Genomic DNA, 26,302 nt, shown 5'->3' on the forward strand with positions numbered 1-26,302 from the left:
GCCTCGGCACCGGCGTACGCGCCCAGTGACGATCATGGACGTCACCAACAGCATCACCAGCCCGATCAGCGCGGACGGCTACGTCAACTTCCTCAACGAGTAGCCGCGGTGCGCACGCACGAAGAACGGCCCGGCTGGAAGCAGCCGGGCCGTTCTGTCCGATTCTGTCGGAGTCTGTCTGAGTCTGGCCTGAGCCTTACTTGGCGAGCGTGGTGCCGGTCGAGCGCAGGTGCTCGCAGGCCTCGACCACGCGGGCGGCCAGGCCGGCCTCGGCCACCTTGCCCCACGAGCGCGGGTCGTACGCCTTCTTGTTGCCGACCTCGCCGTCGACCTTGAGCACGCCGTCGTAGTTGTTGAACATGTGGCCGGCGACCGGGCGGGTGAACGCGTACTGCGTGTCGGTGTCGATGTTCATCTTCACCACGCCGTAGTCCAGCGCCTCGCGGATCTCCGACAGCAGCGAGCCCGAGCCGCCGTGGAAGACCAGCGACAGCGGCTTCTCCTGGCCGTACTTGGCGCCGACCGCGTCCTGGATCTGCTTGAGGATCTCCGGGCGGAGCTTGACGTTGCCCGGCTTGTAGACGCCGTGGACGTTGCCGAAGGTCAGGGCGGCCATGTAGCGGCCCTTCTCGCCGAGGCCCAGCTTCTCGACCATGGCCAGGCCGTCCTCGACGGTGGTGTACAGCTTCTCGTCGATCGCGCCGACGACGCCGTCCTCCTCGCCGCCCACGACGCCGACCTCGATCTCCAGGACCACCTTGGCCGCGGCGGCCTCCGCGAGCAGGTCCTCGGCGATCTCCAGGTTTTCGGTCAGCGGGACCGCGGAGCCGTCCCACATGTGCGACTGGAACAGCGGCTCCTCACCCTTGGCGACGCGCTCCTTGGAGATGGCCAGCAGCGGGCGGACGAACCCGTCGAGCTTGTCCTTCGGGCAGTGGTCGGTGTGCAGCGCGATGTTGACCGAGTACTTCTTCGCGACCTCGTGCGCGAACGCGGCCAGCGCGACCGAGCCGGTGATCATGTCCTTGACGGTCGGGCCGGACAGGTACTCCGCGCCGCCGGTCGAGACCTGGATGATGCCGTCGCTCCCGGCCTCGGCGAAACCACGGATCGCCGCGTTGAGCGTCTGCGACGACGAGACGTTGATCGCCGGGTAGGCGAACGCGCCGGCCTTGGCGCGGTCGAGCATCTCGGCGTAGACATCGGACGAGGCGATGGGCATGACGGCGCTCCTTGACTGTTTGGATCGTGCGGTTTTTGGAGCCGACAGGCACGGCTCCACGCGGACCGCGCTGTCCTACCTGGATTATCTCGCAGCGGCACGGACCGCTCGACGCCGGGTGACGTGCCCGGCCCGGGAGGGAGACCGGGCAGAGAATTGCCCGGCCCGGGGGCGAACCGGGCGGAACAGTCGTACGGTTGAGAGCGGCCCGAACGGAGCCCGAGCGCGAAGACCACGGGAGACCACGAGCGACAGGGAGCCCCGGCGATGACCCAGCCAGACGAGGAACTGCTGACCCTCGACGACCGCCTCGACCCCGACGTGCGCGACCCGGAGGCCTCGCCGGCGGACGCCGCCGAGCAGGCCCTGCCGGCCAACCCGCTGGAACGCCCCCAGACCCCGCACTCCCGCCCGTGGGAGGCCAACGAGTACGACGCCATCGAGCAGGACCGCGAGGTCGATCTCAACGACGAGTACTGACCCCGGCACCGACCGTCAGGCCGCGTATTGCGGGTGGGCGGCCAGCCACGAGCCGACCCGCCCGGCGCGCAGGGCGTCGTAGAGGCCGTCGCCGTCGGGCAAGGGCTCTTGGCCGGTGTCCGACGGGGTCGACGGCAGGCGTACGCCGGAAACCCGGCCCGGGTCGATGCCCCGCAGCGTGCCGGCCAGGCCGGCGAGCGAGCCGGCGCCGAGGTGCAGCTCAACGCCGGCACCCGCCGCGGCGAGCAGCGCGGGCAGCCGGACCGGATCGGACGCCGCGACGGCCATGGCGGTCAGGTACTGGCGCAGCCCGCGCTCGTCGCCGGCGCCCGCGGCCTCGCGCAGGTAGTCGACGGCCTCGCGGGCGTCGTAGTGACGGCAGCCTGGCTCGTAGACCACGGGCGCGCGGCCGTAGGCGGGCTCCGCCACGCCGCCCTGCCCGTCGTAGGCGAGGTGGCGCGACTGGATGCGCCGCTCGACGCACAGGTCGACGCCCCCGGCGGCGCCGGTGATCGACTCCATCGCGGCGATGTCGACAACCACGCCGCCGTCGAGGGGCACGCCGGTCAGCCGCGCCATCGCATCCGCGGCGCGCCGGTAGCCGCCGACCAGGTAGGCGCCGTCGGCGCGCTGGCGGCCCAGGCCCGGCAGGTTGAGCATCAGGTCACGCGGGACCATGACCGCATACGCGGTGCGGGCCGCCGGGTCGATGTGCACCAGCACCATCGCGTCCGCGCGCACCTGGGCCGCGGGCTCCTCGCCGGCGTGGTCGATGCCGACGAGCAGCAGGTGCATCGGGGCCGAGGGCGCGGCGACCTGCCGGTGCGCCGTCTGCCCGGGCAGCGCCGTGACCGGTACCGCGAGCAGCGCGACGATGACGAGGACGCCGGTCAGCAGGCCGGTCCAGGCCCAGCGGCGGCGGACGCGCCGCCGGCGGGCGCCGGTCAGGATCGCCGCGCGTAGTCCGGGCGGGGCGGCCGGGACGAGCTCCTCGTGCCGGGCGAAGGTGTCGCGCAACAATCCGTCAATCACGGCGCGTCACCGCCGGCCATGGCGACGAGAGCCGGGGGAACGTGTCGCGCGGCAGCTGGTCCGTCACGGCGCATCACCGCCGGCCATGGCCGGCGAGACCTGCGCGCGCAGCGTGCTCAGGGCGCGGGAGATCCACGAGCGGACCGTGCCGACCGGGCGGCCGAGCACCTCGGCGATCTCGGCGTCGGTGAGGCCCTCGTAGTAGCGCAGCACCAGGGCCGCCCGCTGCTGGCGCGGCAGCCGGCCCAGCCACAGCCACATCTGGTCGCGCTCGGCCAGGTTGTCCGCGTGGTCGCCGACCGTGCGCGCCGCCAGCGTCTCGTCGAGGTCGACGCCGCGCAGCACGACCCGGCGCAGCCAAGAGCCGCGGTGCAGGTCGACGTAGACGTTGGTGAGCATGCGCTTGACGTATCGCTCGGGCAGGTCCGCGGCGGAGATCCGGCGCCACTGCAGCTGCGCGCGGATCATCGTCTCCTGCACGAGGTCCTGCGCCGTGTGCGGGTCGCCGGTCAGCATGACCGCATAGCGCAGCAGCGCCTGCAGCCGCGCCTCGACGAACTCCTCGAACGTCAACCGACCCCTCCGCCGACCCGTCCGCCAGCCCGTCCGGTCCCGACCCTATGACGGATCGAGACCGGCCGAACATTGCGGCACCCGGGGATTCGCAGCGGTCAGGGAATCAGGGGCGGGTAGCTCGGGTCGAGCAGGCCGCGGTCGCGCAGCGCGACGTAGAGCGGCGTCGACTCCGGGTAGTGGCCCCAGTGGTGGTCGCCGTCGCCGACCCCGACGCCGCCGAGCAGCTGCTGCTGCACCTGGTTGAGCCGCGGCCACCAGGGCTTCGCGGGCAGCCCGGCCACCTCGTCGCGGATGCTGATCCAGCGGTACGTGTAGCCGAGGAACACGCAGCGCCGGGTGATCTCGGAGCGGTTGTCCGAGCGGGCGTGCCAGATGCGGCGGTCGAAGAACACCACGTCGCCCGCGTCGACCTGGACCTGCGTCGCGCCGGCCGGGACCGGCCACGGCACGTCACGCGTCGGCGGGCCGGGCAGCCAGTTGGTCTTGTGGCTGCCCGGGATCAGCGTGAGGTTGCCCCGGCCCGGCTCGGAGACGTCCGAGAGCCAGTACGCGAGCTTCACCGACAGCCGCGGGCGCGGGTCGGTCTCGATCTCACGGTTCTGCCGGCCGCCGTCCTGGTGCCAGTGCCACCAGTCGGGCTTCGGCCCGGTGATCGTCGGGTGCACGTCGAGGTGCGAGTGGTAGATGTGCACGTTCCAGCCGAGAATCGACCAGACCAGCGGCAGCGTCGCCGGGTGGTCGATCAGGTCAACCAGCTCAGGGCAGCTGGTGACGGCGCTGAGCAGGTGCAGCGAGCCGTCGGCCGCGCGCGGGTGGGTGGCGTGGGCGACGTCGAGCACCGACGCGTAGTGGCGCACCTCGTCCGGGCTGAGCACGCCCTTCAGCACAAGGTAACCGTCCGTGTCGAACTGCTCGCGCTGCTCGCTCGTCATCGGCGCCCAGCCGGTGCCCGTTCCCACCCCGGCAGTCGTCGTCGCAGACATGCCCCGTCTCCCGTTCCGGCGCCGTCCGCAGGCGCCTCCTCGGGAAAGACGTGTCCGGGCGCCTCGACAGAGGTCGGCCGTTCGGTCACGGTATTTTGGACGAATCGACGGCAACGAAATCGACCGTCATGACGTCGGTGTGCCAACGACGGCTACGCAGCGTCACGCGGCCAGGGAGACGGCGGCATATCCGACCACCCGCTCCGGGGGCCCGCCCTCGTCCGCCGAGGTCGCCAGGTGCAGCAACCGGACCGTCGGGCGCAGGTCGCGAGCCCACGCCAGCAGGCCGCGCAGCGCGTACCGTCCGCACGCGTCCCCCTCGCCGATCCGCTCCGGCTCGAGCCGCACGATCGCGTCGGCGGTCGCCGCGTCGGCCCGCCGCGCCTGCTCCCAAGTCAGATAGTGGGACAAGTCGGTGCTGCACAGCACGAGCGAGCCGGGCACCGCGACGACCGACAGCAGGGCGGCCACGGCGTCGACCTCGGCAAACCCGACGCACACCGGCAGCACCCGGGAAAACCCCAGGACCTGCAGAAACGGCAGCTGTACCTCGAGCGAGTGCTCAAGCGAGTGCGGCTCGTCGTCGGCCACCGCCAGGCCGCCCGCCACGAGGTCCCGGGCGCCCTCGGCGTCGACGTCGACCGGGCCGAGCGGCGTCGACCAGCGCCCCTCGGCCGGCACGGCGATCCCCCGCAGCGGCACGCGGTGGGACGGGCCGAGGAGCACCACGCGGTCGACGTCCCGGCCGGCCAGCCGCGCGTAGACGTGCGCCGCCGTCGGGCCCGACCAGCGGTATCCGGCGTGCGGAACGACGTATGCGAACGCCTGATCGACGTCACGCTCGGGCTCGCGCTGCACGGTGCCGAGCAGGGACTCCACCGTGCCGCGCAGCTCGGTCGGGTCGGCCGGGTAGAAGCTGCCGGCCACGGCCGGCGGCCTCAACCGATGCTCACCGGCAGGCGCCGCCTTCCCCACCCGCCGGCGGGCCCCTCGTACACGCCGGGGATCGCGTGGCCACATGCCGCGCAGCGGCCGTCGTCGGTGACGGCGTAGGACACCAGCTCGTACCAGTCGCGCACGACCGCCGCCGCGCCGCAGCCCGGGCAGCGCGTGGTCTGGCCGTCGGGGTCGTGCACATTGCCGGTGTACACGTAGCGCAGCCCGGCCTCGAGCGCGATCCGCCGCGCGCGGCGCAGCGTCTCCGGCGGCGTCGGCGGCACGTCGAGCATCTTGAAGTCGGGGTGGAACGCGGAGAAGTGCAGCGGCACGTCCGGGCCGAGGTGGGTCAGCAGCCAGTCGCACTGCCGGCGCAGCTCGTCGTCGCCGTCGTTGTGGCCGGGGATGAGCAGCGTGGTGACCTCGAACCAGACGTCGGTGCCGCGCAGGTACTCCAGCGTGTCCAGCACCTTGTCCAGCTTGGAGAACGTGATCTTGGTGTAGAACTGCTCGCTGAACGCCTTGAGGTCGATGTTGGCCGCGTCGATGTGCCGATAGAACTCCTCGCGCGGCGCCGGATTCATGTAGCCGGCCGAGACCGCGACCGACTTGATCCCGCGCTCGCGGCAGGCGTCGGCGACGTCCATGGCGTACTCCATGAAGATCACCGGGTCGTTGTACGTGAACGCGATGGAGCGGCAGCCCAGGCGCTCGGCCGAGGCGGCGAGCTGCTCCGGGCCGGCGGCGGCGCCGAGCGTGTCGATCTCCCGGCTCTTGGAGATGTCCCAGTTCTGGCAGAAGCGGCAGCCGAGGTTGCAGCCGGCCGTGCCGAACGACAGCACCGGCGAGCCGGGCAGGAAGTGGTTGAGCGGCTTCTTCTCGATCGGGTCGACGCAGAAGCCGGACGAGCGGCCGTAGGTGGTCAGGACGATCTGGTCGCCCTCGCGCTGGCGGACGAAGCAGAAGCCGCGCTGGCCCTCGTGAAGCCGGCAGTTGCGTGGGCACACGTCGCACTGGACCCGCCCGTCATCGAGCCGGTGCCAGTGTGCGGTAGCCACCACCGCCATTGCTCCAGCCTAGCCCGCAGTAATTGCCTCGGCCGTCGCTTTTCCGGCCGCCATGATGATCGAGTGCTACTGACCGTCACGACCACCCATCGCCCGGCGACCGACCTGGGCTACCTGCTGGTGAAGCACCCCGACCGGCTGCAGACCTTCGGCGTCTCCGCCGGCCGCGCCCACGTGTTCTACCCGGAGGCGAGCGAGGAGCGCTGCACCGCGGCGCTGCTGCTGGAGATCGACGCGGCGCAGCTGCGCACCCGGCAGCACGGCGAGACGTTCACGCTGCACCAGCACGTCAACGACCGGCCGTACGCGGCGTCGAGCCTGCTCTCCGCGGCGCTGGGCCGGGTATGGCGCTCGGCCCTGCGCGGGGACTCCCGGGACCGGCCCGAGCTCGCCGCCACGCCGATCCCGCTCGAGCTGCGCATCCCGGCGCTGCGCTGCAAGGGCAGCGCGGAGGAGCTGTTCGCGCCGCTGGGCTGGGCGGTCGAGGCGACGCCGATCGCGCTGGACGCCCAGCACCCCGAGTGGGGGCCCAGCCGGTACGTCGACCTGCGCCTCACCGGCACGCTGCGGCTCGCCGACGCGCTGAACCAGGTGTACGTGCTGCTGCCGGTCCTCGACGACGCCAAGCACTACTGGGTCTCCCCGGACGAGGTGGAGAAGCTGCTGCGGGCGGGCACGGGCTGGCTCGCCGGGCACCCGCGCAAGGCGCACATCGCCAAGCGGTACCTGGCGCACCGCGCGTCGCTCACCTCGGCGGCCCTGGCAAGGCTCTGCGATGACTCGGAGACGTCGGAGCTGCCGGAGGAGCCGGCGCCGCGCCCGGAGTCGCTGCACCAGTTGCGCCGGGCCGCCGTGCTGCGCGCCCTGGCCGAGTCCGGCGCGACCCGGGTGCTCGACCTCGGCTGCGGCCCCGGCGCGCTGCTCGGCGAGCTCGTGCGCGACCGGCGGTACACGGAGATCGTCGGGGCCGACGTCAGCGCCGTCGCACTGGAGATGGCCGCCCGCCGCCTGCACCTCGACCGGCTTCCGGAGCGGCAGCGAGCCCGCCTCAGGCTGCTCCAGACCGCGCTGACCTACCGCGACGACCGGCTCAAGGGCTTCGACGCCGCCGTGCTCATGGAGGTGATCGAGCACGTCGACCCGCCGCGGCTGCCGGCGCTCGCGGCGAGCGTGTTCGGTCACGCCGCCCCCGCGACGGTGGTCGTGACCACGCCGAACGTCGAGTACAACGCGCTGTACCCGGGGCTGGCCCACGGCCACCTGCGCCACGCCGACCACCGCTTCGAGTGGGACCGCGCGCAGTTCGGCGCCTGGTGCGACGAGGTCGCGGCCCGCTACGGCTACACGGTCACCCGCTCCGGCATCGGCCCCGAGGACACGGGGGCCGGCACACCTACCCAGATGGCGGTGTTCAGCAAGTGAAGATCCCCGAGCTCTGCCTCGTGGCGCTCGTCGGCGTCTCCGGATCGGGCAAGTCGACGTTCGCCCGGCGGCACTTCGCGCCCACGCGGGTGCTGTCCTCCGACGCCTTCCGGGCGATGGTCGCCGACGACGAGAACGACCAGTCCGCCTCCGGCGAGGCCTTCGACGCGCTGCACTACGTCGCCGGCAAGCGGCTGCGGGCCGGCCGGCTCACCGTCGTGGACGCCACCAACGTGCAGCGGCACGCGCGGGAGGCGCTGGTCGCCCTCGCCCGCGAGCACGACGTGCTGCCCGTCGCGATCGTGCTGGACGTGCCGGAGGACGAGTGCTGGGCGCGCACGCAGGCCCGCCCGGACCGCGACTTCGGCCGGCCCGTGGTCGCCCGGCAGCACCGCGACCTGCGCCGGTCGCTGAGGGGCCTGGCCCGGGAGGGCTTCCGGCAGGTGCACGTGCTGCGCGGCGTGGCCGAGGTCGACGCGGCCACGATCGAGTACGAGCCGCTGTTCAACAACCGCCGGGAGCTCACCGGCCCCTTCGACGTGATCGGCGACGTGCACGGCTGCCGGGCCGAGCTGGAGCTCCTGCTCGACCGGCTCGGCTACGCGATCACCCGCGACTCGCTGGGCCGGGCCGCCGGCGCGGCGCACCCGGAGGGACGCACGGCGGTCTTCGTAGGCGACCTCGTCGACCGCGGGCCCGACTCGCCGGGCGTGCTGCGCCTGGTGATGGGCATGGTCGAGGCCGGCAGCGCGCTGTGCGTGTCCGGCAACCACGAGGCCAAGCTGCTGCGCAAGCTGCGCGGGGCCAACGTGCGGCTGACGCACGGCCTGGCCGAGACCATGACCCAGCTCGCCGACGATCCGGATGTCTCAGCACATGCCGCGAAATTTCTGGAAGGGCTCATCAGCCACTACGTCCTGGACGGCGGCCGGCTCGTCGTCGCGCACGCCGGGCTCAAAGAGGCGTACCACGGCCGCGCCTCGGGGCGGGTCCGCTCCTTCGCGCTCTACGGCGACACCACCGGCGAGACCGACGAGTACGGCCTGCCGGTGCGCTACCCGTGGGCGACCGAGTACCGCGGCCGGGCCATGGTCGTCTACGGCCACACCCCCACCCCGAGCCCGGAGTGGGTCAACAACACCATCTGCATCGACACCGGCTGCGTGTTCGGCGGCTCGCTGACCGCGCTGCGGTACCCCTCGCGCGAACTGGTCTCGGTGCCGGCCGAGCAGGAGTACTACGCGCCGGTCCGGCCGCTGGCGCCGGACCCGGGCGGCCCGGCCGGCTCGAGCGGCCCGGACGGCTCGGCTTTCGAGGGGCTCGACCTCGCCGACATCACCGGCCGCCGGAGCCTGGAGACGCCGGCCGGGCGGGTCACGGTCGCGGCCGAGAACGCCGCGGCGGCGCTGGAGGTCATGAGCCGGTTCGCGGTCGACCCGGCCTGGCTGGTCTGGCTCCCGCCGACGATGACGCCCGCGTCGACCTCGGTCCAGGAGGGGTACCTCGAGCACCCGGTCGAGGCGCTGGCCGACTACGCCCGGGCCGGCGTGCCGCGGGTCGTCTGCCAGGAGAAGCACATGGGGTCGCGCGCGGTGCTCAACGTGCGCCGCGACGGCTCCGGCGCGGTGTACACCCGCACCGGCCGGCCGTTCTTCGCCGACGCCGCCCCGCTGGTCGAGCGGGTCGTCGCCGCGATCGGCCGCGCCGGGCTGTGGGACGAGCTCGGCACCGACTGGCTGCTGCTCGACGCCGAGGTGCTGCCCTGGTCGGCGAAGGCCGAGCCGCTCATCCGCGACCAGTACGCGAGCGTGGCCGCCGCGGCTGGCGCCGCCCTGCCGGCGGCGCGCGCGGCGCTGGTCGCGGCCGCCGGGCGCGGCGTCGACGTCGGCGACCTGGCCGGGCGCTTCACGGCGCGGGAGTGGTCGATCGCGGCGTTCGCGGACGTGTACCGGCGCTACTGCTGGCCGACCGACGGGTTGGCCGGCGTCCGGGTGGCGCCGTTCCATGTGCTGGCCGCCGAGGGCGCGAACCACGCGCGGCGGGGGCACGAGTGGCACCTGGCGCTGCTGGACCGGCTGGTCGCGGCCGAACCGGAGCTGTTCACGACGACCCGGCGGCTGGTCGTCGACCCCGCCGACCCGGACGGGATCGCGGCGGTCACGCGCTGGTGGCTGGAGCTGACCGGGGCGGGCGGCGAGGGCATGGTCGTCAAGCCCGCGGAGGACGCCGGGCCGCGGGTGCAGCCGGCGATCAAGTGCCGCGGCCGGGAGTACCTCCGGATCATCTACGGTCCGGACTACACGGAGCCGGAGCGGCTCGCCACGCTGCGCAGCCGCAACCTCGGCCGCAAGCGCGGCCTGGCGCTGCGCGAGCAGGGCCTTGGCCTGGCCGCACTCGACCTGCTGGCGGCCGGCGCGCCCGCCTGGCGGGTGCACCAGCTCGTGTTCGCGGTGCTCGCCTGTGAAAGCGAGCCCGTGGATCCACGGTTGTAAGGATGCTCACGTACCCTGGTGACCCGTGGAAGAAAAGACGAGCGCCGTGCGCGACCTGCTCTCGCTCAACCCTCTCGACGCGAAGGGGCTGCTGAGCACGTTCGGCGTGATCGGCGTGTGGTTGATCATGTTCGTCGAGACCGGCCTGCTCGTCGGCTTCTTCTTCCCGGGTGACTCGCTGCTGTTCCTGGCCGGCGTCGCCTCGTCGCCGGCCGCCTCCGACCTGCTCGGCACGAGGCTGAGCCTGCCGCAGTTGCTCATCGGCGCGCCGATCTGCGCCATCGCGGGTGCCCAGCTGGGTCATTTCCTGGGTGCCCGCTACGGCCGCCGGATGTTCGACCGGCCCGACTCGAAGATCTTCAAGAAGGAGTACGTCGCGAAGGCCGAGCACTACTTCGCGAAGTTCGGCCCGGCGAAGGCCGTGGTGCTCGCCCGGTTCATCCCGATCGTGCGCACGTTCCTCAACCCGGTCGCCGGCGTCGTGGGCATGCCCGCCCGGCAGTTCTTCGTGTGGAACGTGGTCGGCGGCTTCCTGTGGACCGACGGCATCATCTTCGGCGGCTGGGCCCTGGCCAAGCAGATCCGGGCGCTGATCCCGCCGGAGAAGATCGACACGTACCTGCTGCCCGCCGTGCTGGTGATCGTCCTGATCTCCGCCCTGCCGATCTTCATCGAGATCTTCAGGGGCTGGCAGGAGCGGCGCAGCGGCGGGCACGCCCCCGCCGCCGCGCACGACCCGGCGAATGCCCCGACCGAGGTCCTGCCGACGATCCGCCCGACCGACCGACCGGGCAGCCACCGCGTCCGCGACTAGACGCCTGGTCAGCCCGAGGTCAGCTGGACCGGGTTCAGCTGGACCGGATCAGGGCCTGCAGGAAGATGTTGCCGATCTGGTCCGGGTCCTGCACCACAAACGCGCGCCCGCCCGTTGCCGCGGCGATCGCGTCGAGCTCCGGCTTGTTCACGTCGGGGCCGATGCCGAGCAGCACCACGCGCACCGGGCGGGTCGGGTCGGTGGCCCGCTCCAGCTCGAGCTTGAGGGTCTCCAGGCTCATGCCGGGCTTGGAGTTCGCGCCGTCGGTGAACACCACGACGGTGTTCGAGCGCCCGTCCTTGTAGCCCTCCTTGAGCGACTGGTACGCGGCGAGCACCGTCTCGTAGAGCCCGCAGACGTCCGTCGGCACGGCCCGGGCGGCGGACACCGCCGACGTCAGCCGCGCCCGCTGGCCCTCGTTGAGCTGGCTGACCGGGACGACCTGCTGGTAGTCCTTGCCGCCGGGCAGGCCGGACGCATACGCCCACAGCCCCAGCTCGCTGTCGTCGGTGAACAGGCTCAGCCCGTCGGTCGCGGCCCTGCGCAGCACCTCCAGGCGGGAGGGGCCGCCCTTGGCGATCGGCCGGTTCATGGACGAGGTGATGTCGATCAGCGTCAGCACCCGCGACGGCGCGGTCGTCGCGTTCCAGTAGCCGAGTACTCCGGCGACCTTCTCCTCGTCGCTCAGCGGCTTGACCAGCGCCGTGGCCAGCGAGACCCCCTGCGGGGTCGGGAACGCGGCGCCGGTTGAGCCGTCCGGGCCGCGGAAGCCGAGCCGGGTGAACGCCTCGCGGTTCGCGACGTCGCGGAGCGCGGCGCGCAGCAGCTCGGCGGCGCCGAGGTCGGCCGCGGGCCTGCCCCCGACCACGGCGAACGGGTAGTCCAGCGTCACCGGCGGGTCGAGCGGCAGCGCGGTGAGCCCGGCGGCGGACGCGAGGACCTGCTGCTCGCTGGTGAGCACCGCCTGGCCGCCGCCGGCCGCGTTCTTGAGCAGCGTCGGCCGGTCCGGGGCGATGGCGATCGAGCGGTACGCCCGGACCAGGTCCACGAGCCGCTTCGGGTCGGTGGCGATGCTGTCGTACAGCAGGCCCGCCCCGGCCAGCCCGGCCGTGCTGCGCCGCGGGTCGAGCGAGCCCACCTGCAGCTCCTTGCCGGCGACCTTGGCCAGCAGGGTGTCGACCTGCGCCGCGCCGACGGTGCGTGAGCCCAGCGCGGCGGCGACCGGCTCGGCCGCGGCGACCACGACCGGACTCGTGGCGACCGGGCTGACCTGGGCCTCGAACGCCTGCCGGTCGGCGCCCTGCACGCGGGTGAGCCATGCGGTCGAGTCGGGAATCCACACGGCCGGCACCTCGGTGCCGGCCGGGGACGCGGCGGAGCCGCCGCCCGTGATCGTGCCGCCGACGCGGGCGGCGAGCAGGTCGGCGACGTCGGCCGGCTCGACCGACTTGACCCGCACCTGGATGCAGTCGCCGTGGACCTTGGGCTTCGTCGCGGCGAACCGGCCGGCGACCTCGCGGACCGCGGGCTCGATCTCGGGAGCGGCGGCGACGAGCAGCTTTACGCCGCGGGAGCACGATCCGTCGCCGCCGGCCATCGCGCGGACCGTCACGAACGTGATGGCGACGAGGGCCACCACGACGCCGGCCGCGATGGGCGCCCTGAGCGTCTTGAGCGACCTGGACGACCTGCCACGCTGCTGTACGTCCAACGTTCACGCCCCTTGACCTGCGGCTCAACCGGAGGAGGACGAGTGTAGGCCCAGGTTTTCTCAGGCGGTGGCGCCGGGCGTGGTGAGCCAGTCGGTCGGCAGCGGTTCCAGCGTGCGGCCGATGGCCAGGGCGCGGTACGTCAGCCGCGCGGCCTCTTCGAGGTAGAACGCCCGCTTGTGGGCGAGTTCGACGGTGTCGGCGACGACTGAGCAGCCGTGCCGGGACAGCACGACGCAGTCGGTGCCGTCGGCGCACGCCTCGGCGGCCAGGGTGCCCACCTCGGGGCGGCCCGGCGGCACGAACGGCGTGGTCGCCACCCGTCGCAGGTAGAAGGCGTGGTCCGTGGTGGCCAGCCTGATCGGCTCGCCGATCGCGTCGAGGAGCAGGACGGTCTGCGGGTGCAGGTGCACGACCGCGTTGACGTCCGGCCGGGCGCGGTAGGTGGCGAGGTGGAGCGCGAGCTCCGATGACGGCGCGGCTTTGGCATTGCTGTCAAGAGCCGCGCCGTCGCTGATTCGGATCCGAACGAATGAACCCCGGTCGAGCCGTTCGAGCCATGTCCCGGCCGCGGTTACCCAGCATTCGTCCGCGCCTGGTGCCCGGGCGGAGAGATTGCCACCCGAGCCCACGACGAGTCCGGCCTGCACGACCGCCTGCCCGACATGGGCGAGCTGGTCGCGGAGGTCCCCGGTCGGGTAGTGCCGCGAGGCCCTACCCGACACTGTTAGCGAGGCGCCTTCTTGGTCGCGCGCTTGCGCGGCGGCGTCAGAAGGTCGGCGATGGTGCCGATCGCGGAGGGCACGAGGCGGTAGAACGCCCACACACCCCGCTTCTCGCGCTCCAGCAGCCCAGCCTCGGTCAGGATTCGCAGGTGGTGGCTCACCGTCGGCTGCGAAAGCCCGAGCGGGGCCGTCAGGTCACACACACACGCCTCGCCGTCGGGGGCCGACTGGATCAGGCTCAGGAGCCGGAGTCGGGCCGGGTCGGCAAGTGCCTTCAGGACGCCGGCAAGACGCTCGGCATCGGCGCGGTCAATCGGCTCGCCGGCAAGCGGCGAGATCTGGGGCAGGGTCATCTCAGCCAGCGCAGTTCCCACGTTTCCATCCTTCCACCAACACCATCGACCCGCCTGCATATGCGCAGGTCCGAATCGACAATTTTTCAGCCCTGTTGGCCGAGGTCGGCCAACGAAAATGCTGAGCGATAGCTCAGCCCCGCGGCGCGAACCGCCTTTTCCGCGCCTCTATCGACGATAACGGCCACACCGACCACCTCGGCGCCCGCCTCTCGCAACGCCTCCACGGCTGTCAGCACACTTCCACCCGTGGTGGAGGTGTCCTCGACCGCGAGAACGCGGCGGCCGGCAACGTCGGGCCCTTCGATCCGGCGTTGCAGACCATGAGCTTTGTCACTCTTACGGACGACGAACGCGTCGAGCGCCCGTCCCCCGCGGGCGGCCGCCGCATGCAGCATCGCGGTGGCCACCGGATCGGCGCCGAGGGTCAGCCCTCCCACGGCGTCGAACTGCCAGTCGTCGACAAGATCGAGCATGACCTGGCCGACCAACGGCGCACCTGCATGGTGCAGCGTCAAGCGACGGAGGTCCACGTACCAGTCGGCAACTTGTCCGGACGACAACGTGACCCGTCCGCGCACCACGGCCAGATCGCGTACGAGTTTCAGCAGGTCGTCACGGTCGGTCATGACCGAAGCGTACGCGCTAAATCTCCGCGGTGAATCGATGACCCGCACTCTCGGCCAAATTTAAAGCCGTCAAGTGGACGAGGGCGAATACGAAGGTGATCGCAGCGATCACCACGAGTGACGCGAGGGGTGACGGTGACGAGGATGACGATCTACCGACGTCCGGGCGACGAATCCGAATCTTGCTCTCATTAGATCGTTGCAATGCTCGATACAAGCCGCTGACCTGCGGAAACATCCAAACGGCGGGTCCCGTGACGACCGAACGCCCACGCGAATGGTACCAATCGGCCATCATCCGAATGTACGTGATCACAATCATGCTCGATACACAGCAAATTCAATGCTTGCACTAGTGCACGGATCTGCCGCGGCCCGGGCGTTAACGCTCCTCGTGCCCGATGCGTCCCCTGGTGTCCCGGGCCACGCGGTGGAGCAGGCCGCGCGGCGCGTGGCGGATGCCGAAGACCGCCAGCTTGTACTTCCAGCCGGGCACGCTGACCATCCGCCCACGGCGCAGGTCCCGCAGCCCCGCGCGCACGACGGCCCGGGCGTCCAGCCACATCCAGGAGGGCATCCGGCTCATGTCGATGCCGGCCCGGTCGTGGAACTCGGTGCGGGTGTACCCCGGGCACAGCGCCATGATTCGCACGCCCATCCCGCGCACCAGCTGCGCCTGCGACTCGCTGAAGTTCGTGACCCAGGCCTTGCTCGCCGGGTACGTCGTGCCCGGCATCAGCGCCGCGAACCCCGACACCGACGAGACGTTGACGATCTCGCCGCGCCCCCGCTCGACCATCCCGGGCAGCGCGGCCAGCGTCAGCCGCATGACGGCGTGGACGTTGAGCCGCAGCAGCTCCTCCTCCAGCTCGACCGTCGAGCGCAGGAAGGAGCGGTTGAGCGAACGGCCGGCGTTGTTCACGAGCAGGTCGACGGGGCGCCCCGGATCGGTGAGCCGGGCGGCGACGGCGTCGCACCCCTCGGCCGTCGCGAGGTCGGCCGGCAGCACCTCGACGGGCACGGGCAGCTCGGCGGCGAGGCCCCGCAGCCGCTCCTCGTCGCGGGCCACCAGGACCAGCCCGAAGCCCTCGGCGGCGAGCTCCCGGGCGAAGGCGGCCCCGATGCCCGCGGTGGCTCCGGTCACGAGCGCGGTACGCCGTTCGGTCACCGCGGCAATGTAGCGGAAAGGGCCGGACGACCTCGTCCGGCCCTTTCCGCTGGGCGCTCAGGCGGTGGGTGGTCCGTAACCGGGCGGCCCGGGCTGACCGGGGTCGCCCGGCTGGCCGGGCTGACCCGGCTGACCCGGCTGGCCCGGGAAGCCACCGGGTCCGCCGGGCACGGGCGGCTCCCACTCCTGCTGCGGCTTGCGGAAGTACGGGTGCGAGGCCGGCAGGGCGAGCAGGATCATCGGCACCACGATCGCCAGGATCATCAGGATGCTCAGCACCGTCGTGACGGGCTGGTACCAGCCGGGAACCCCGGAGTAGATGATCCGCTGGTATTCGGCCCAGGTGGGCAGGTTGGGCGTGGCCTTGCGGGCCTGGTCCCACAACGGCTGGGCGAACAGGATCGAGCCGACTCCGACCAGGCTGCAGCAGAAGAACAGGCCGCCGAAGACCCAGGTCAGGATCCTGGCCACCTGGCTGCCGCGGCTGACGAAGTAGCCGAGCAGAACGGCGATCACGATGATCAGGAAGCCGACGACGACCCCGATGGTGGAGCCGATGGTCAGGCTCGTGTTGTTCGTGGGCGCGCCGGCCTGCTCGTAGACCCTCTTCGTCGCGTCGGCGATCTTGCCGGAGTACAGCAGCGAGAGGACCACGCTGATCACTTCGATCGCCGCGGCCGCGAAGAGCAGCGTCGCGGCGAGGCTGACGGTGGACGGCCGGGCGCGTGGCGCCGGGGCCGGGACGGCGAATGACATCGGGTTGGCTCTCCTCCCAGGGAATCCCTGATCACCGTATCGATGCCGCGCTCATCGCGCAGCCGGACCCGGGGGCGTCGACCGGAGTGGATGTCACTCCCGCAGGCGCTCCTCGGCGTAGCGGGCCACCGTCGTGCTGCTCATGATGCAGCCGCTGAACGTCTTGATCTCGCCGCTCTGGCCCTCGAGCCGGCGCCAGGCGGCCCGGCCGGCCGCCGCGTCGGCGTGGGTCAGCAGCTCGGCGGCGTAGACCCGGCCGGCCGGGGTGGCGCGGTCGAGGAGGGCCTCCAGGAGGGGACGCAGCTCGTCCCCGTGTTCGCGGAGTCCCTCCTCGACGGCGAAGTAGGCCTTGGTGGCCGGCAAAAGGGTGCCGGCGATGCCGACCCCGCCGAACGCCAGCGTGTCGGCGTCGGAGAGCTGACGCAGTTCGTCGTCGAACGCGTGTTTCTTCCAGAGCATCTGCCGCGCCCTTCCACAGCGTTATCCGGCGGTCACGGTGAGCGCCTTCTTGTCGTCCGAGAGGTCGACCACGACGCGGTCGCCGTCCCTGATCTCGCCGGCCAGCAGCGCCCGGGCGAGCTGGTCGCCGATGGACGTCTGTACCAGGCGGCGCAGTGGACGCGCGCCGTACACCGAGTCATACCCAAGACTGGCCAGCCAGTCACGCGCCTGGTCAGAGACCTCGAGCGCGAGCCGGCGATCGGCCAGTCTCCGGCCCAACGCATTGAGCTGGATCTCTACGATCGCACGCAGATCCGCCTGGGACAATGCGTCGAAGACCACCATGTCGTCGAGCCGGTTCACGAACTCCGGTTTGAAATGGCCCCGGACCGCGGCGATGACCGCGTCCCGGCGCTGGTCGGCGTTGAGCGTCGGATCGTCGGCCAGCACCTCGGAGCCGAGGTTGGACGTGAGGATCAGGATCGCGTTGCGGAAGTCGACCGTGCGACCCTGCCCGTCGGTGAGCCGGCCGTCGTCGAGCACCGCCAGCAGCACGTCGAACACGTCCGGGTGCGCCTTCTCGACCTCGTCCAGCAGCACGACCGTGTACGGGCGGCGGCGTACCGCCTCCGTGAGCTGGCCGCCCTCCTCGTAGCCGACGTAGCCGGGCGGTGCGCCGACCAGCCGGGCGACGGTGTGCTTCTCGCCGTACTCGCTCATGTCGATGCGCACCATCGCGCGCTCGTCGTCGAACAGGAACTCCGCCAGCGCCTTGGCCAGCTCGGTCTTGCCGACGCCGGTCGGGCCGAGGAACAGGAAGCTGCCGGTCGGGCGGTCCGGGTCGGCGATGCCGGCCCGCGCACGGCGCACCGCGTCGGAGACGGCCTGGATCGCGCGCTCCTGGCCGACGACCCGGCTGCGCAGCGACTCCTCCATGCGCAGCAGCTTCGCGGTCTCGCCCTCCATGAGCCGCCCGGCCGGGATGCCCGTCCAGGAGGCGACCACGGCGGCGATGTCGTCGGCGGAGACCTCCTCCTTGAGCATCGCGCCCGAGGACTGCAGGGCGGTGAGCTCGCTCTCCGCCTGCGTCAGCTCGTGCTGCAGGCCGGGGATCACGCCGTACCGCAGCTCGGAGGCCCTCGCCAGGTCCCCGTCGCGCTCGGCCCGCTCGGCCTCGCCGCGCAGCTGCTCCAGCTGCTCCTTGGTGTTGGAGATCTTCTGGATGTGCTGCTTCTCGTTCTGCCAGCGATCGGTGAGCGCGGTCAGCTGCTCGCGCCGGTCGGCGAGCTCGGCGCGCAGCCGCTGCAGCCGCTCGGCGGAGGCGGCGTCGGGCTCCTTGGCCAGCGCCATCTCCTCGATCTCGAGCCGGCGCACGCTGCGCTCGACCTCGTCCACCTCGGTCGGCCGCGAGTCGATCTCCATGCGCAGCCGGGACGCGGCCTCGTCGACCAGGTCGATGGCCTTGTCCGGCAGGAAGCGTTCGGTGATGTACCGGTCCGACAGCGTGGCCGCGGCGACCAGGGCGGCGTCGGTGATCCGCACGCCGTGGTGCACCTCGTAGCGCTCCTTCAGCCCGCGCAGGATGCCGATGGTGTCCTCGGTCGACGGCTCGCCCACGACCACCGGCTGAAAGCGCCGCTCCAGCGCCGGGTCCTTCTCGATGTGCTCGCGGTACTCGTCCAGCGTCGTCGCGCCGACCATCCGCAGCTCGCCGCGGGCGAGCATCGGCTTGAGCATGTTGCCGGCATCCATCGAGCCCTCGCCCTTGCCAGCGCCGACGACCGTGTGCAGCTCGTCGAGGAACGTGATGACCTGCCCGTTGGAGCCCTTGATCTCCTCCAGCACGGACTTGAGGCGCTCCTCGAACTGGCCGCGGTACTGCGCGCCGGCGACCATGGCGCCCAGGTCCAGGCTGACCAGCCGCTTGTCGCGCAGCGACTCGGGCACGTCGCCGGCCACGATCCGCTGGCCCAGGCCCTCCACGATCGCGGTCTTGCCGACGCCGGGCTCGCCGATGAGCACCGGATTGTTCTTGGTACGCCGGGACAGCACCTGGATCACCCGGCGGATCTCGGCGTCACGCCCGATCACCGGGTCGATCTTGCCGTCCCGCGCGGCCTGCGTCAGGTCGACGCCGTACTTCTCCAGCGCCTGGAAGGTCTGCTCGGGGTCGGCGGAGGTGACCTTCCGGTCGCCGCCGCGCACCTGCGGGAACGCCGCCACGAGCGTCTGCTCGGTCGCGCCGGAGTCCTTGAGCAGCGTGGCGACCGCCCCACCGACCCGGGCGAGGCCGGCCAGCAGGTGCTCGGTCGAGGTGTACTCATCGCCCAGCGGCCGGGCGATCTGCTCGGCGGCCGCGATCGCGTTGGCGAACTCGCGGGCCACGTTGGGCTCCACCACGCTCGCGCCGCGGGCGCTGGGCAGCCGCTCCACGGCGTGCAGCGCGGCGCGCCGCACGTCGGCGGGGTTGGCGCCCACCGCGCGCAGCAGGCCGGCGGCGGTCGAGCCGCCCGTGTCCAGCAGCGTCAGCAGGAGATGCCAGGATTCAACGGTCGCGTGCCCACGCTGGCTCGCCGCGTCCACGGCGGCCTTGATGACCTCGCGACTCTTGGTGGTCAGGCGTTCGGCGTTCATCGACTCCTCGTTCCAGTGCGTACGTCAGGAGGTACGACACCAACGAGGTTGAGTCTATTCCACTCAAGTCCGGTTTCTGGCTAGCGAGCGCTTACGGCTACGTGGGTCCAGTCGCAGGTCTTGGTTTTTATCGTGCAGAGCCAGACTTCGCCGGACTGCTGAGCCGGGTAGCCCAGGATGGTCTGGTCGTCCAGCCTTCGGAGGCGGAAGATCAGGCGGGCGCCGGGGTCGCGGGTGCGCTGCTGCTGGTCGAGGACCCAGACGCCCTGGTTACTGGCGATCAGTACCGCGCCGCCGGGCAGGACCTCGGCGCTGAACAGCTCGGCCACCTCGCGCATCGCGGTCGCCTCGGTCCAGACGGAGGCCGAGCCGGTCGTGCCGGGCTGGCGGCGGGCGGCGAAGCGGGGGCCGATCAGCCAGACGTCGGAGCCGTCGGGGGCCACGACCGGGCGGACCACGACGGTCGGGTCCGTCGCGTGCGCGGTGCCCTGGGGCTGCCAGGTACGGCCGTGGTCGGCGCTGCTCCAGACGGTGATCGTGGAGCCGGCCGCCGGGGAGGCCGCGCTGACGGCCTGGGTGGTCAGCCACAGGGTGCCGTCCGCGGCGGAGGTGAGGCCGGTGTACCAGTGGCTCCCGGACGGTCGCGCGGGCAGCGGGGCGCGGTTGCCGTCGTCGCCGATGATCCACGGCTGCGCGTCGGCGCAGCCGCTCGCGGCGGTGTCCTGGCAGCCGACCGAGTACTGCGGCTCGGCGAGATTGAGCTCGACGGGCGGCGGGGTCAGCGGGCGGCGCTCGAAGGTGCGGCCGGTGTCGCGGGAGACGAAGTACCCGTCCGGCGCCGCCTTGATGATCAGCACATTGCCGCGGCCCAGGCGCATGTCCACGTCGATCGCGTCGTCGAACGGCAGCTCGCGCTCCACCCAGCTCGCGCCGCCGTCGAGCGTGAGCACCAGCCCGACCTGGCAGGGCTGGCCGGCCACGCACGAGGTGAACAGGGCGTATCCGGTGTTGGGGTCGGCGAACTCGACGCCGCGCGGCGAGGTTCCCTTCGGTGCCGGCACCACGTTCTGCCGGTTGTGCGGGTCTTCGGAGCCGCCGGGGGTCGCCGGCACGTCCTCGTAGGAGACGTCGTCGCCGGGGGTCTGCTGCGGCTCGGCGGTGCCGTTCGGCGCGCACGAGCCGGCGCTCAGCGTCGCGAGCAGCACTGCGGCCAGCGCGACGACAAGGCCCCGGCGCTTCGCTCCTACCAACGCCAGCGCCAGAATCTGCGCTGGTAGCGCACGCGCACGCTGCTGCTGCGCACCTCGCCGTTGATCTTGAAGACGACGCCCTGACCCGGCTGGTCGTACACCGCCGGGACCTTCTGCTTCAGCGAGCTCGCATGCGGGGCGATGCTGTCGATGTCGGCGGTGGCCCCGCGCGGCAGGACCAGGTCGATCGAGCTGGTCCGCGACTCGATCTGGACCTCGACCACCTGGCTGGTGAACACCGCCTCGGTGAAGTCGAGCTTGACCGAGCCGGCCTCGGTGCTGATCAGCAGCCGGCGCGGCACCGTCCAGCGCCCCTGGCGCTTGAGGCTGGACAAGCGGTTGCGGATCTCCCGCTCCTCCGGGGCGGCGATGGGCCCCTTCTGCGGCAGGTCGCCGACATATGGCTCGATCTCGCCGAACGTGCGCGACCGCAGCACGCCGTCCACGCGCTCCTCAAACTCCGAGAGCGTCAGCCGGCCCTCCGCGACAGCGGCGTTGAGCTGGGCGACCACAAGCTCCCGCTCGGCGTCGGAGATACGCATGTCCGGACGGTCCGTGCTCACGACGACACTGTAGACCCCATCGTGAGTCATTGACATACTGCGTTTCGCCGCCCGTTTCGGGTGGAAAAATGGGGACTTATTGCGGCTTACCGAAAGTAAGCAGCATCATCACCTCTTCCCATGCAACCTGGTGACGGGCTAAGTTGTCGCCGAAACCAGGAGCCTGGCGATGTGACGGCATCGCTGGTGACCACCCGCTGGCCACGGGAGCAGATGGTGAGCGTGACACAGGCGGGATTCCGGGGCTTCCAGAACCCGGTCGACCCTACCCCAGCTGAGCTGCGCGCGTGGGCCTATCACCCCGACGCCTCGCTGCTGCAGACGATGCCCCCGGACTGGGACCTGCTGATCGCCGGCGACCGGCTGATCGGCACCCTGTTCGACCTCGCGATGGACCCGGCCTGCCCGGCGCGCCGGTTCGCGCTGCATTGCCTGTACATCTACGCGGCGGACGGCATTCGCACGCACTTCCGGGCCCACCCGAAGCGCCGGCTGAAGAAGTTCGTGGAGCAGGCCGAGGAGAACGGCGACGAGCTGCTCACGACGTGGGCCCACAACGCGCGAATGCTCCTGGCCCGCCCCGAGCTGTTCGAGTACCACGACTGGTGCGAGGGCGGCCTGGTAAGGCAACCGAGACGACTGAGCTGAACGCGGAGGGGCGCCGCCTCAGCCGGCGACGCCCCTGCGCGTATGTTCCGGGCAGCCTACGGAACGACCGCACCATTCCCTGACGCTGTGATGCCCTCGCGGCGCCCGGGTCAAACGTTCTTCGACGGGCGCCACACCACCAGGGCCGTCTGCTGCTGGTTCGTCGGGACCAGGTCGCGGCGCGGGAAGCCCGCGGCCTCGATCTGGGCCAGCCGGGTGCGGGTCCGGATGAGCTCGGCCTCCAGCTCGGCCACCCGCTGCCGCAGGTCGCCGACCAGGCCTTCGAGCTCGATGATGCGCTTGATGCCGGCGAGGTTGACGCCCTCCTCCTGGCTCAGCCGTTGCACCTCGCGCAGCAGCGCCACGTCGCGCTCGCTGTAGCGGCGGCCGCCGCCGGAGGTGCGGCCGGGCTGCACCAGGCCCATGCGGTCGTACTGCCGCAGGGTCTGCGGGTGCATCCCGGCCTGCCGGGCCGCGATCGAGATGATCAGCACCTTGGCGTCGGAGACCGCCTCGAAGCTGAGAAAGATCTCGTGCTGGTTCATGCCGTCGTCATCGCTCATAGCTGCTGCGCTCCCGTGCGATCGCCTCGAGCCGCTCCCGTGGAGCCGGCGGCGCCGCGGCCGCATAGTCGGACAGGGCCTTCCGGGCCGCCTCGGACAGCTCGGCCGGCACGTGAACGTCGATGGTGACCAGCAGGTCACCGACGTTGCCGTCGCGCCGGGCGACGCCCTTGCCGCGCACCCGCAGCGTCCGGCCGCTCGGCGTGCCCGGGGGCACGCGCAGCAGCACGGTCGCGTCGAGCGTCGGCACGCGCAGGTCGGCACCGAGGGCCGCCTCCGCGAACGTCACCGGCACCGTCAGCGTCAGGTCGTCGCCGCTGCGGCCGAAGACCGGATCGGGACGGACCTTGATGAGCACGAACAGGTCGCCGGGCGATCCGCCCCGGGTGCCCGGCTCGCCCCGGCCGGCCAGCCGGATGCGCTGGCCGTCGGAGACGCCGGCGGGGATCCGCACGTTGATCGTGCGGGTCTTGGTGACCCCGCCGGTGCCGTGGCACTCCGGGCACTTCTCATCGACGATGGTGCCCACGCCCTGGCACTCGCGGCACGGCTCGGTGAAGCTGAACGAGCCCTGGTTGCTGCTCACCACGCCGAGGCCGCGGCACTTGGGGCAGGACCGCGGGGACGTGCCCGGTGCCGCGCCGTTGCCGTGGCAGGTCTCGCAGGTGCCTGGCGTGCGCAGGGTGATCGGCAGCGTCGCACCCTGCACCGCGTCGACGAAGTTGAGCACAACCTCGGTCTCGACGTCACGCCCGCGGCTTCGGCGTCCGGTCGCCGGCCCGCCTCCACCACCCGAGAAGATCGAGCTGAACAGGTCCGAGAAGCCGGCACCGCCGAAGCGGCGGTCGGCGCCGGGGGACGGGCCGCCCGCGCCCGCCCCGGCGTTGCCGAACAGGTCGTTGAAGTCGAACCCGGGACCACCCGCCCCCGCCGGGCCGCCGGCCCGGGCGTTGCGGCGGAACTGGCCCGCGCCGAACAGCGACCGCATCTCGTCGTACTCTTTGCGCCGCGCCGGGTCGGAGAGCACGTCATACGCCTCCGACACCGCCTTGAACTGCTCCTCGGCCGCCGCGTTGTTGGGGTTGCGGTCGGGGTGCAGCTCGCGCGCGAGCTTGCGGTACGCCTTCTTGATCTCGTCGGTGGGAGCGGATTTGGTGACGCCCAGAACCGCGTAGAAATCCTTTTCCAACCAGTCCTTCGAACTCATTGCGCCACCTCCTCCAGGCGTTCGTCTACTCCGGGTCGGCGACCGCGACCAGGGCCGGTCGCAGCAGCCGCTCGCCGAGGAGGTAGCCGCGCCGCATCACGTCGATGCAGGTCGGCTCGGACACCTCGGCCGAGGTCAGGTGGGCCACCGCCTCGTGGCGGGTCGGGTCGAACGGGTCGCCCTTGGCCCCGAAAACGGTCAGCCCGAACTTGGTCAGCTCGGCGATGAGCGAATCCGCCACCGCCCCGAACGGCCCGACCAGGTCGCCGTGATCGCGCGCCCGGTCAAGGTCGTCGAGGACGGGCAGCAGCGCGCCCAGCACGTTGGCGCTGGCCTGCTCGACCACCAACGCCCGGTCGCGGTCGACCCGCTTGCGGTAGTTGGCGTATTCCGCGGTGACCCGCTGCAGGTCCCGCGTGCGCTCGTCGAGCTCGGTGCGCAGGGCCGCCAGCTCCGCGCCCAGCCCGTGCTGGTGCGCGTCGTCGGTCGTGCCCTGCGCCGCCGCTTGGTTGGGTGCCTCCTCCGCGTGGGCCGAATCGGTGGCATGGACCGTGAACTCCTCGTCCACGATCTCGCCCTCGACCGGCTTCTCCTCTTCCGGCTCGTCAGCGGCCTCGGCCTTCACGACGGTCTCGTCGACCGCGTCGACCGCGTCGATGGCCTCGATGGCCTCAGCCTCGGGCGCCTCCGGCGCGGCCGGCTCCTGAGCATCCGTCACTTCTTGTTGTCCTCGTCGATGATCTCGGCGTCGACCACGTCGTCCGGCCCGTTGCCGGCCTGCGCGCCGGCGCCCGCGCCGCTCGCGCCGCCCGTGGCACCGCCGGCGTCGCCGCCGGCCTGCTGCCGCTGCTGCTCGTAGAGCGCGCTGCCGGCCTGCTGGGAGACCTGGGCGAGCTTCTCGTGCGCGGCCTTGATCCGCTCGGTGTCGTTGCCGCCGAGCGCGCTGCGCAGGTCGCCCAGCGCCTCGTTCATCTGCTCCTTGGCGTCGGCCGGGATCTTGTCGCCGCTCTCGGCCAGGAACTTCTCGGTCTGCCACTGCAGGGCCTCGGCGAGGTTGCGGGTCTCCGCGTCCTCGCGGCGCCGCTTGTCCTCATCGGCGTGGTCCTGCGCGTCGCGCATCATCCGCTCGATGTCGTCCTTCGGCAGCGCCGAGCCGCCGGTGATCGTCATCGACTGCTCCTTGCCGGTGCCCAGGTCCTTGGCGGACACGTGCACGATGCCGTTGGCGTCGATGTCGAAGGTGACCTCGATCTGCGGGACGCCGCGCGGCGCCGGCGGGATGCCGGTCAGCTCGAAGGTGCCAAGGCGCTTGTTGTACGCCGCCATCTCCCGCTCGCCCTGGAAGACCTGGATGAGCACGGAGGGCTGGTTGTCGTCCGCGGTCGTGTAGACCTCGGAGCGCTTGGTCGGGATGGTCGTGTTGCGCTCGACCAGCTTGTGCATGATGCCGCCCTTGGTCTCGATGCCCAGCGACAGCGGGGTGACATCGAGCAGCAGGACGTCCTTGACCTCGCCCTTGAGGACGCCGGCCTGCAGTGCGGCGCCGACGGCGACGACCTCGTCCGGGTTGACGCCCTTGTTGGGCTCCTTGCCGGTGAGCTGCTTGACCAGGTCGGTCACGGCCGGCATACGGGTCGAGCCGCCGACGAGGATGACGTGGTCGAGCTTGGCCACGTTGATGCCGGCGTCCTTGACCGCCTGCTCGAACGGCACCTTGGTGCGGTCCAGCAGGTCCTGCGTCATCCGCTGGAACTCCGAGCGCGACAGCTGGGTGTCCAGGTGCAGCGGGCCGTCGGGGCCGGCGGTGATGTACGGCAGGTTGATCGAGGTCGTGGTCGCCGCGGACAGCTCGATCTTGGCCTTCTCGGCCGCCTCGCGCAGCCGCTGCATCGCCATCTTGTCGGCGGACAGGTCGATGCCGTGCTGGCCGCGGAAGGTCTTGACCAGGTGGTCGATGACGCGCTCGTCCCAGTCGTCGCCACCGAGGTGGTTGTCGCCGGAGGTCGACTTGACCTCCACGACACCCTCGGCGAGCTCCAGGACGGAGACGTCGAACGTGCCGCCACCGAGGTCGAAGACCAGGACGGTCTGCTCCTTGGAGCCCTTGTCCAGCCCGTACGCCAGGGCGGCCGCGGTGGGCTCGTTGACGATGCGCAGCACGTTGAACCCGGCGATCTCGCCGGCCTCCTTCGTGGCGGTGCGCTGCGCGTCGTTGAAGTATGCCGGCACGGTGATGACCGCGTCGGTGATCTGCTCGCCGAGGTAGGCCTCGGCGTCGCGCTTGAGCTTCATGAGCACCCGCGCGGAGATCTCCTGCGGGGTGTACTTCTTGCCGTCGATGTCGATGGCCCAGTTGGTGCCCATCTCACGCTTGACGGAGCGAATGGTCCGGTCCGGGTTGGTGACGGCCTGCCGCTTGGCGACCTCACCCACGAGGACCTCGCCGTTGCGGGCGAACGCGACGATCGACGGCGTCGTGCGCGCACCTTCGGCGTTGGCGATGACGCTGGGCTCGCCGCCTTCCAGGACACTGACCACCGAGTTGGTGGTTCCGAGGTCGATGCCGACCGCACGTGCCATAGCTGCTTGACCTCCATGCGGCAGTCGGCGTTGATCGCCGGCTGCGAAGTTG

The 26,302-nt window shown here is 71.6% G+C and carries 25 protein-coding genes; 5 read left to right on the top strand and 20 right to left on the bottom strand.

Features of this window, described 5'->3' with window-relative positions; translation table 11 throughout:
* Window positions 1–196: 196 nt before the first annotated feature.
* On the bottom strand, window positions 197–1,222 hold the full coding sequence (fbaA, locus tag ACGFI8_RS11330; protein ID WP_392803217.1) for a class II fructose-bisphosphate aldolase: 1,026 nt from the start codon (window positions 1,220–1,222) through the stop codon (window positions 197–199).
* A 267-nt stretch (window positions 1,223–1,489) separates the two neighbouring features.
* Between fbaA and ACGFI8_RS11335 the strand changes: the two genes are divergently transcribed.
* Entirely contained in the window at window positions 1,490–1,702 is a 213-nt protein-coding gene (locus ACGFI8_RS11335) for a hypothetical protein (protein ID WP_392803220.1), read from the top strand.
* A gap of 15 nt (window positions 1,703–1,717) precedes the next feature.
* On the opposite strand, the gene ACGFI8_RS11340 is transcribed toward ACGFI8_RS11335, so the two are convergent.
* The 5 genes from ACGFI8_RS11340 to amrS all read right to left on the bottom strand — a co-directional run bounded on the left by ACGFI8_RS11340 (window position 1,718) and on the right by amrS (window position 6,296).
* Window positions 1,718–2,734, bottom strand: coding sequence for an LCP family protein (locus tag ACGFI8_RS11340; RefSeq protein WP_392803223.1), 1,017 nt, complete (start codon window positions 2,732–2,734; stop codon window positions 1,718–1,720).
* Window positions 2,735–2,797: 63 nt separating this feature from the next.
* Window positions 2,798–3,307: a SigE family RNA polymerase sigma factor gene (locus ACGFI8_RS11345; RefSeq protein ID WP_392803225.1), complete on the bottom strand. Its 510-nt coding sequence runs from the start codon at window positions 3,305–3,307 to the stop codon at window positions 2,798–2,800.
* Between the two features lie 98 nt (window positions 3,308–3,405).
* Complete coding sequence (locus ACGFI8_RS11350; RefSeq protein WP_392803227.1) at window positions 3,406–4,293, bottom strand: phytanoyl-CoA dioxygenase family protein; 888 nt, start codon at window positions 4,291–4,293, stop codon at window positions 3,406–3,408.
* Window positions 4,294–4,455: 162 nt separating this feature from the next.
* Entirely contained in the window at window positions 4,456–5,235 is a 780-nt protein-coding gene (gene amrB / locus ACGFI8_RS11355; RefSeq protein WP_392803230.1) for an AmmeMemoRadiSam system protein B, read from the bottom strand.
* The gene (gene amrS, locus ACGFI8_RS11360; RefSeq protein ID WP_392803233.1) at window positions 5,232–6,296 is read right to left on the bottom strand and encodes an AmmeMemoRadiSam system radical SAM enzyme; all 1,065 of its coding nucleotides are present in this window, start codon (window positions 6,294–6,296) and stop codon (window positions 5,232–5,234) included. Before amrS ends, amrB begins: the two co-directional genes overlap by 4 nt.
* Before the next feature lie 63 nt (window positions 6,297–6,359).
* Between amrS and ACGFI8_RS11365 the strand changes: the two genes are divergently transcribed.
* From ACGFI8_RS11365 to ACGFI8_RS11375, 3 genes are read left to right on the top strand one after another with little or no spacing between them, the layout of a single operon-like run.
* Window positions 6,360–7,718: a 3' terminal RNA ribose 2'-O-methyltransferase Hen1 gene (locus ACGFI8_RS11365; protein ID WP_392803236.1), complete on the top strand. Its 1,359-nt coding sequence runs from the start codon at window positions 6,360–6,362 to the stop codon at window positions 7,716–7,718.
* Window positions 7,715–10,210 carry a polynucleotide kinase-phosphatase gene (locus tag ACGFI8_RS11370; RefSeq protein ID WP_392803239.1) on the top strand — a complete coding sequence of 832 codons (2,496 nt, stop codon included), beginning with the start codon at window positions 7,715–7,717 and terminating at the stop codon, window positions 10,208–10,210. The genes ACGFI8_RS11365 and ACGFI8_RS11370 overlap by 4 nt, the downstream gene beginning before the upstream one ends.
* Before the next feature lie 25 nt (window positions 10,211–10,235).
* Window positions 10,236–11,024, top strand: coding sequence for a DedA family protein (locus ACGFI8_RS11375; protein WP_392803242.1), 789 nt, complete (start codon window positions 10,236–10,238; stop codon window positions 11,022–11,024).
* A 34-nt stretch (window positions 11,025–11,058) separates the two neighbouring features.
* On the opposite strand, the gene ACGFI8_RS11380 is transcribed toward ACGFI8_RS11375, so the two are convergent.
* The 10 genes from ACGFI8_RS11380 to ACGFI8_RS11425 all read right to left on the bottom strand — a co-directional run bounded on the left by ACGFI8_RS11380 (window position 11,059) and on the right by ACGFI8_RS11425 (window position 21,252).
* Window positions 11,059–12,735: a substrate-binding domain-containing protein gene (locus ACGFI8_RS11380; RefSeq protein ID WP_392803244.1), complete on the bottom strand. Its 1,677-nt coding sequence runs from the start codon at window positions 12,733–12,735 to the stop codon at window positions 11,059–11,061.
* 60 nt (window positions 12,736–12,795) lie between these two features.
* Window positions 12,796–13,458: a class II aldolase/adducin family protein gene (locus tag ACGFI8_RS11385; protein WP_392803245.1), complete on the bottom strand. Its 663-nt coding sequence runs from the start codon at window positions 13,456–13,458 to the stop codon at window positions 12,796–12,798.
* A 2-nt stretch (window positions 13,459–13,460) separates the two neighbouring features.
* Complete coding sequence (locus ACGFI8_RS11390; protein ID WP_360097341.1) at window positions 13,461–13,811, bottom strand: metalloregulator ArsR/SmtB family transcription factor; 351 nt, start codon at window positions 13,809–13,811, stop codon at window positions 13,461–13,463.
* Window positions 13,812–13,897: 86 nt separating this feature from the next.
* Window positions 13,898–14,440: an orotate phosphoribosyltransferase gene (gene pyrE, locus ACGFI8_RS11395; protein WP_392803247.1), complete on the bottom strand. Its 543-nt coding sequence runs from the start codon at window positions 14,438–14,440 to the stop codon at window positions 13,898–13,900.
* Between the two features lie 382 nt (window positions 14,441–14,822).
* Entirely contained in the window at window positions 14,823–15,617 is a 795-nt protein-coding gene (locus tag ACGFI8_RS11400) for an SDR family NAD(P)-dependent oxidoreductase (protein ID WP_392804043.1), read from the bottom strand.
* A 48-nt stretch (window positions 15,618–15,665) separates the two neighbouring features.
* Window positions 15,666–16,364 carry a hypothetical protein gene (locus tag ACGFI8_RS11405; protein ID WP_392803250.1) on the bottom strand — a complete coding sequence of 233 codons (699 nt, stop codon included), beginning with the start codon at window positions 16,362–16,364 and terminating at the stop codon, window positions 15,666–15,668.
* Between the two features lie 93 nt (window positions 16,365–16,457).
* Window positions 16,458–16,823, bottom strand: coding sequence for a hypothetical protein (locus ACGFI8_RS11410; RefSeq protein ID WP_392803252.1), 366 nt, complete (start codon window positions 16,821–16,823; stop codon window positions 16,458–16,460).
* A 21-nt stretch (window positions 16,824–16,844) separates the two neighbouring features.
* A complete protein-coding gene (gene clpB / locus ACGFI8_RS11415) occupies window positions 16,845–19,439 on the bottom strand; it encodes an ATP-dependent chaperone ClpB (RefSeq protein WP_392803255.1) in 2,595 nt (864 codons plus the stop codon).
* A gap of 80 nt (window positions 19,440–19,519) precedes the next feature.
* Complete coding sequence (locus ACGFI8_RS11420) at window positions 19,520–20,689, bottom strand: hypothetical protein (protein WP_392803256.1); 1,170 nt, start codon at window positions 20,687–20,689, stop codon at window positions 19,520–19,522.
* Window positions 20,683–21,252, bottom strand: a complete 570-nt coding sequence (locus ACGFI8_RS11425) for a DUF1707 domain-containing protein (RefSeq protein ID WP_392803259.1) — start codon at window positions 21,250–21,252, stop codon at window positions 20,683–20,685. Before ACGFI8_RS11425 ends, ACGFI8_RS11420 begins: the two co-directional genes overlap by 7 nt.
* A 213-nt stretch (window positions 21,253–21,465) precedes the next feature.
* Between ACGFI8_RS11425 and ACGFI8_RS11430 the strand changes: the two genes are divergently transcribed.
* Window positions 21,466–21,900 carry a hypothetical protein gene (locus tag ACGFI8_RS11430; protein WP_392804045.1) on the top strand — a complete coding sequence of 145 codons (435 nt, stop codon included), beginning with the start codon at window positions 21,466–21,468 and terminating at the stop codon, window positions 21,898–21,900.
* 110 nt (window positions 21,901–22,010) lie between these two features.
* On the opposite strand, the gene ACGFI8_RS11435 is transcribed toward ACGFI8_RS11430, so the two are convergent.
* The 4 genes from ACGFI8_RS11435 to dnaK are packed head-to-tail and all read right to left on the bottom strand — an operon-like array spanning window position 22,011 to window position 26,250.
* A complete protein-coding gene (locus tag ACGFI8_RS11435; protein WP_392803262.1) occupies window positions 22,011–22,463 on the bottom strand; it encodes a heat shock protein transcriptional repressor HspR in 453 nt (150 codons plus the stop codon).
* On the bottom strand, window positions 22,453–23,670 hold the full coding sequence (gene dnaJ, locus ACGFI8_RS11440) for a molecular chaperone DnaJ (RefSeq protein ID WP_392803264.1): 1,218 nt from the start codon (window positions 23,668–23,670) through the stop codon (window positions 22,453–22,455). The genes ACGFI8_RS11435 and dnaJ overlap by 11 nt, the downstream gene beginning before the upstream one ends.
* A 25-nt stretch (window positions 23,671–23,695) precedes the next feature.
* The gene (gene grpE, locus ACGFI8_RS11445; protein WP_392803266.1) at window positions 23,696–24,388 is read right to left on the bottom strand and encodes a nucleotide exchange factor GrpE; all 693 of its coding nucleotides are present in this window, start codon (window positions 24,386–24,388) and stop codon (window positions 23,696–23,698) included.
* A complete protein-coding gene (gene dnaK, locus ACGFI8_RS11450; RefSeq protein ID WP_392803268.1) occupies window positions 24,385–26,250 on the bottom strand; it encodes a molecular chaperone DnaK in 1,866 nt (621 codons plus the stop codon). Before dnaK ends, grpE begins: the two co-directional genes overlap by 4 nt.
* Window positions 26,251–26,302: the final 52 nt, after the last annotated feature.

The sequence above is a fragment of the Dactylosporangium sp. NPDC048998 genome (assembly GCF_043197855.1).
Classification (GTDB): domain Bacteria; phylum Actinomycetota; class Actinomycetes; order Mycobacteriales; family Micromonosporaceae; genus Dactylosporangium.

Coding starts and splice junctions, on each gene's coding strand:
- fbaA (WP_392803217.1), bottom strand. CDS start 1,222: ATGCCCATCGCCTCGTCCGATGTCTACGCCGAGATGCTCGACCGCGCC.
- ACGFI8_RS11335 (WP_392803220.1), top strand. CDS start 1,490: ATGACCCAGCCAGACGAGGAACTGCTGACCCTCGACGACCGCCTCGAC.
- ACGFI8_RS11350 (WP_392803227.1), bottom strand. CDS start 4,293: ATGTCTGCGACGACGACTGCCGGGGTGGGAACGGGCACCGGCTGGGCG.
- amrS (WP_392803233.1), bottom strand. CDS start 6,296: ATGGCGGTGGTGGCTACCGCACACTGGCACCGGCTCGATGACGGGCGG.
- ACGFI8_RS11390 (WP_360097341.1), bottom strand. CDS start 13,811: ATGACCCTGCCCCAGATCTCGCCGCTTGCCGGCGAGCCGATTGACCGC.
- pyrE (WP_392803247.1), bottom strand. CDS start 14,440: ATGACCGACCGTGACGACCTGCTGAAACTCGTACGCGATCTGGCCGTG.
- ACGFI8_RS11405 (WP_392803250.1), bottom strand. CDS start 16,364: ATGTCATTCGCCGTCCCGGCCCCGGCGCCACGCGCCCGGCCGTCCACC.
- ACGFI8_RS11410 (WP_392803252.1), bottom strand. CDS start 16,823: ATGCTCTGGAAGAAACACGCGTTCGACGACGAACTGCGTCAGCTCTCC.
- clpB (WP_392803255.1), bottom strand. CDS start 19,439: ATGAACGCCGAACGCCTGACCACCAAGAGTCGCGAGGTCATCAAGGCC.
- ACGFI8_RS11430 (WP_392804045.1), top strand. CDS start 21,466: ATGGTGAGCGTGACACAGGCGGGATTCCGGGGCTTCCAGAACCCGGTC.
- ACGFI8_RS11435 (WP_392803262.1), bottom strand. CDS start 22,463: ATGAGCGATGACGACGGCATGAACCAGCACGAGATCTTTCTCAGCTTC.
- dnaJ (WP_392803264.1), bottom strand. CDS start 23,670: ATGAGTTCGAAGGACTGGTTGGAAAAGGATTTCTACGCGGTTCTGGGC.
- dnaK (WP_392803268.1), bottom strand. CDS start 26,250: ATGGCACGTGCGGTCGGCATCGACCTCGGAACCACCAACTCGGTGGTC.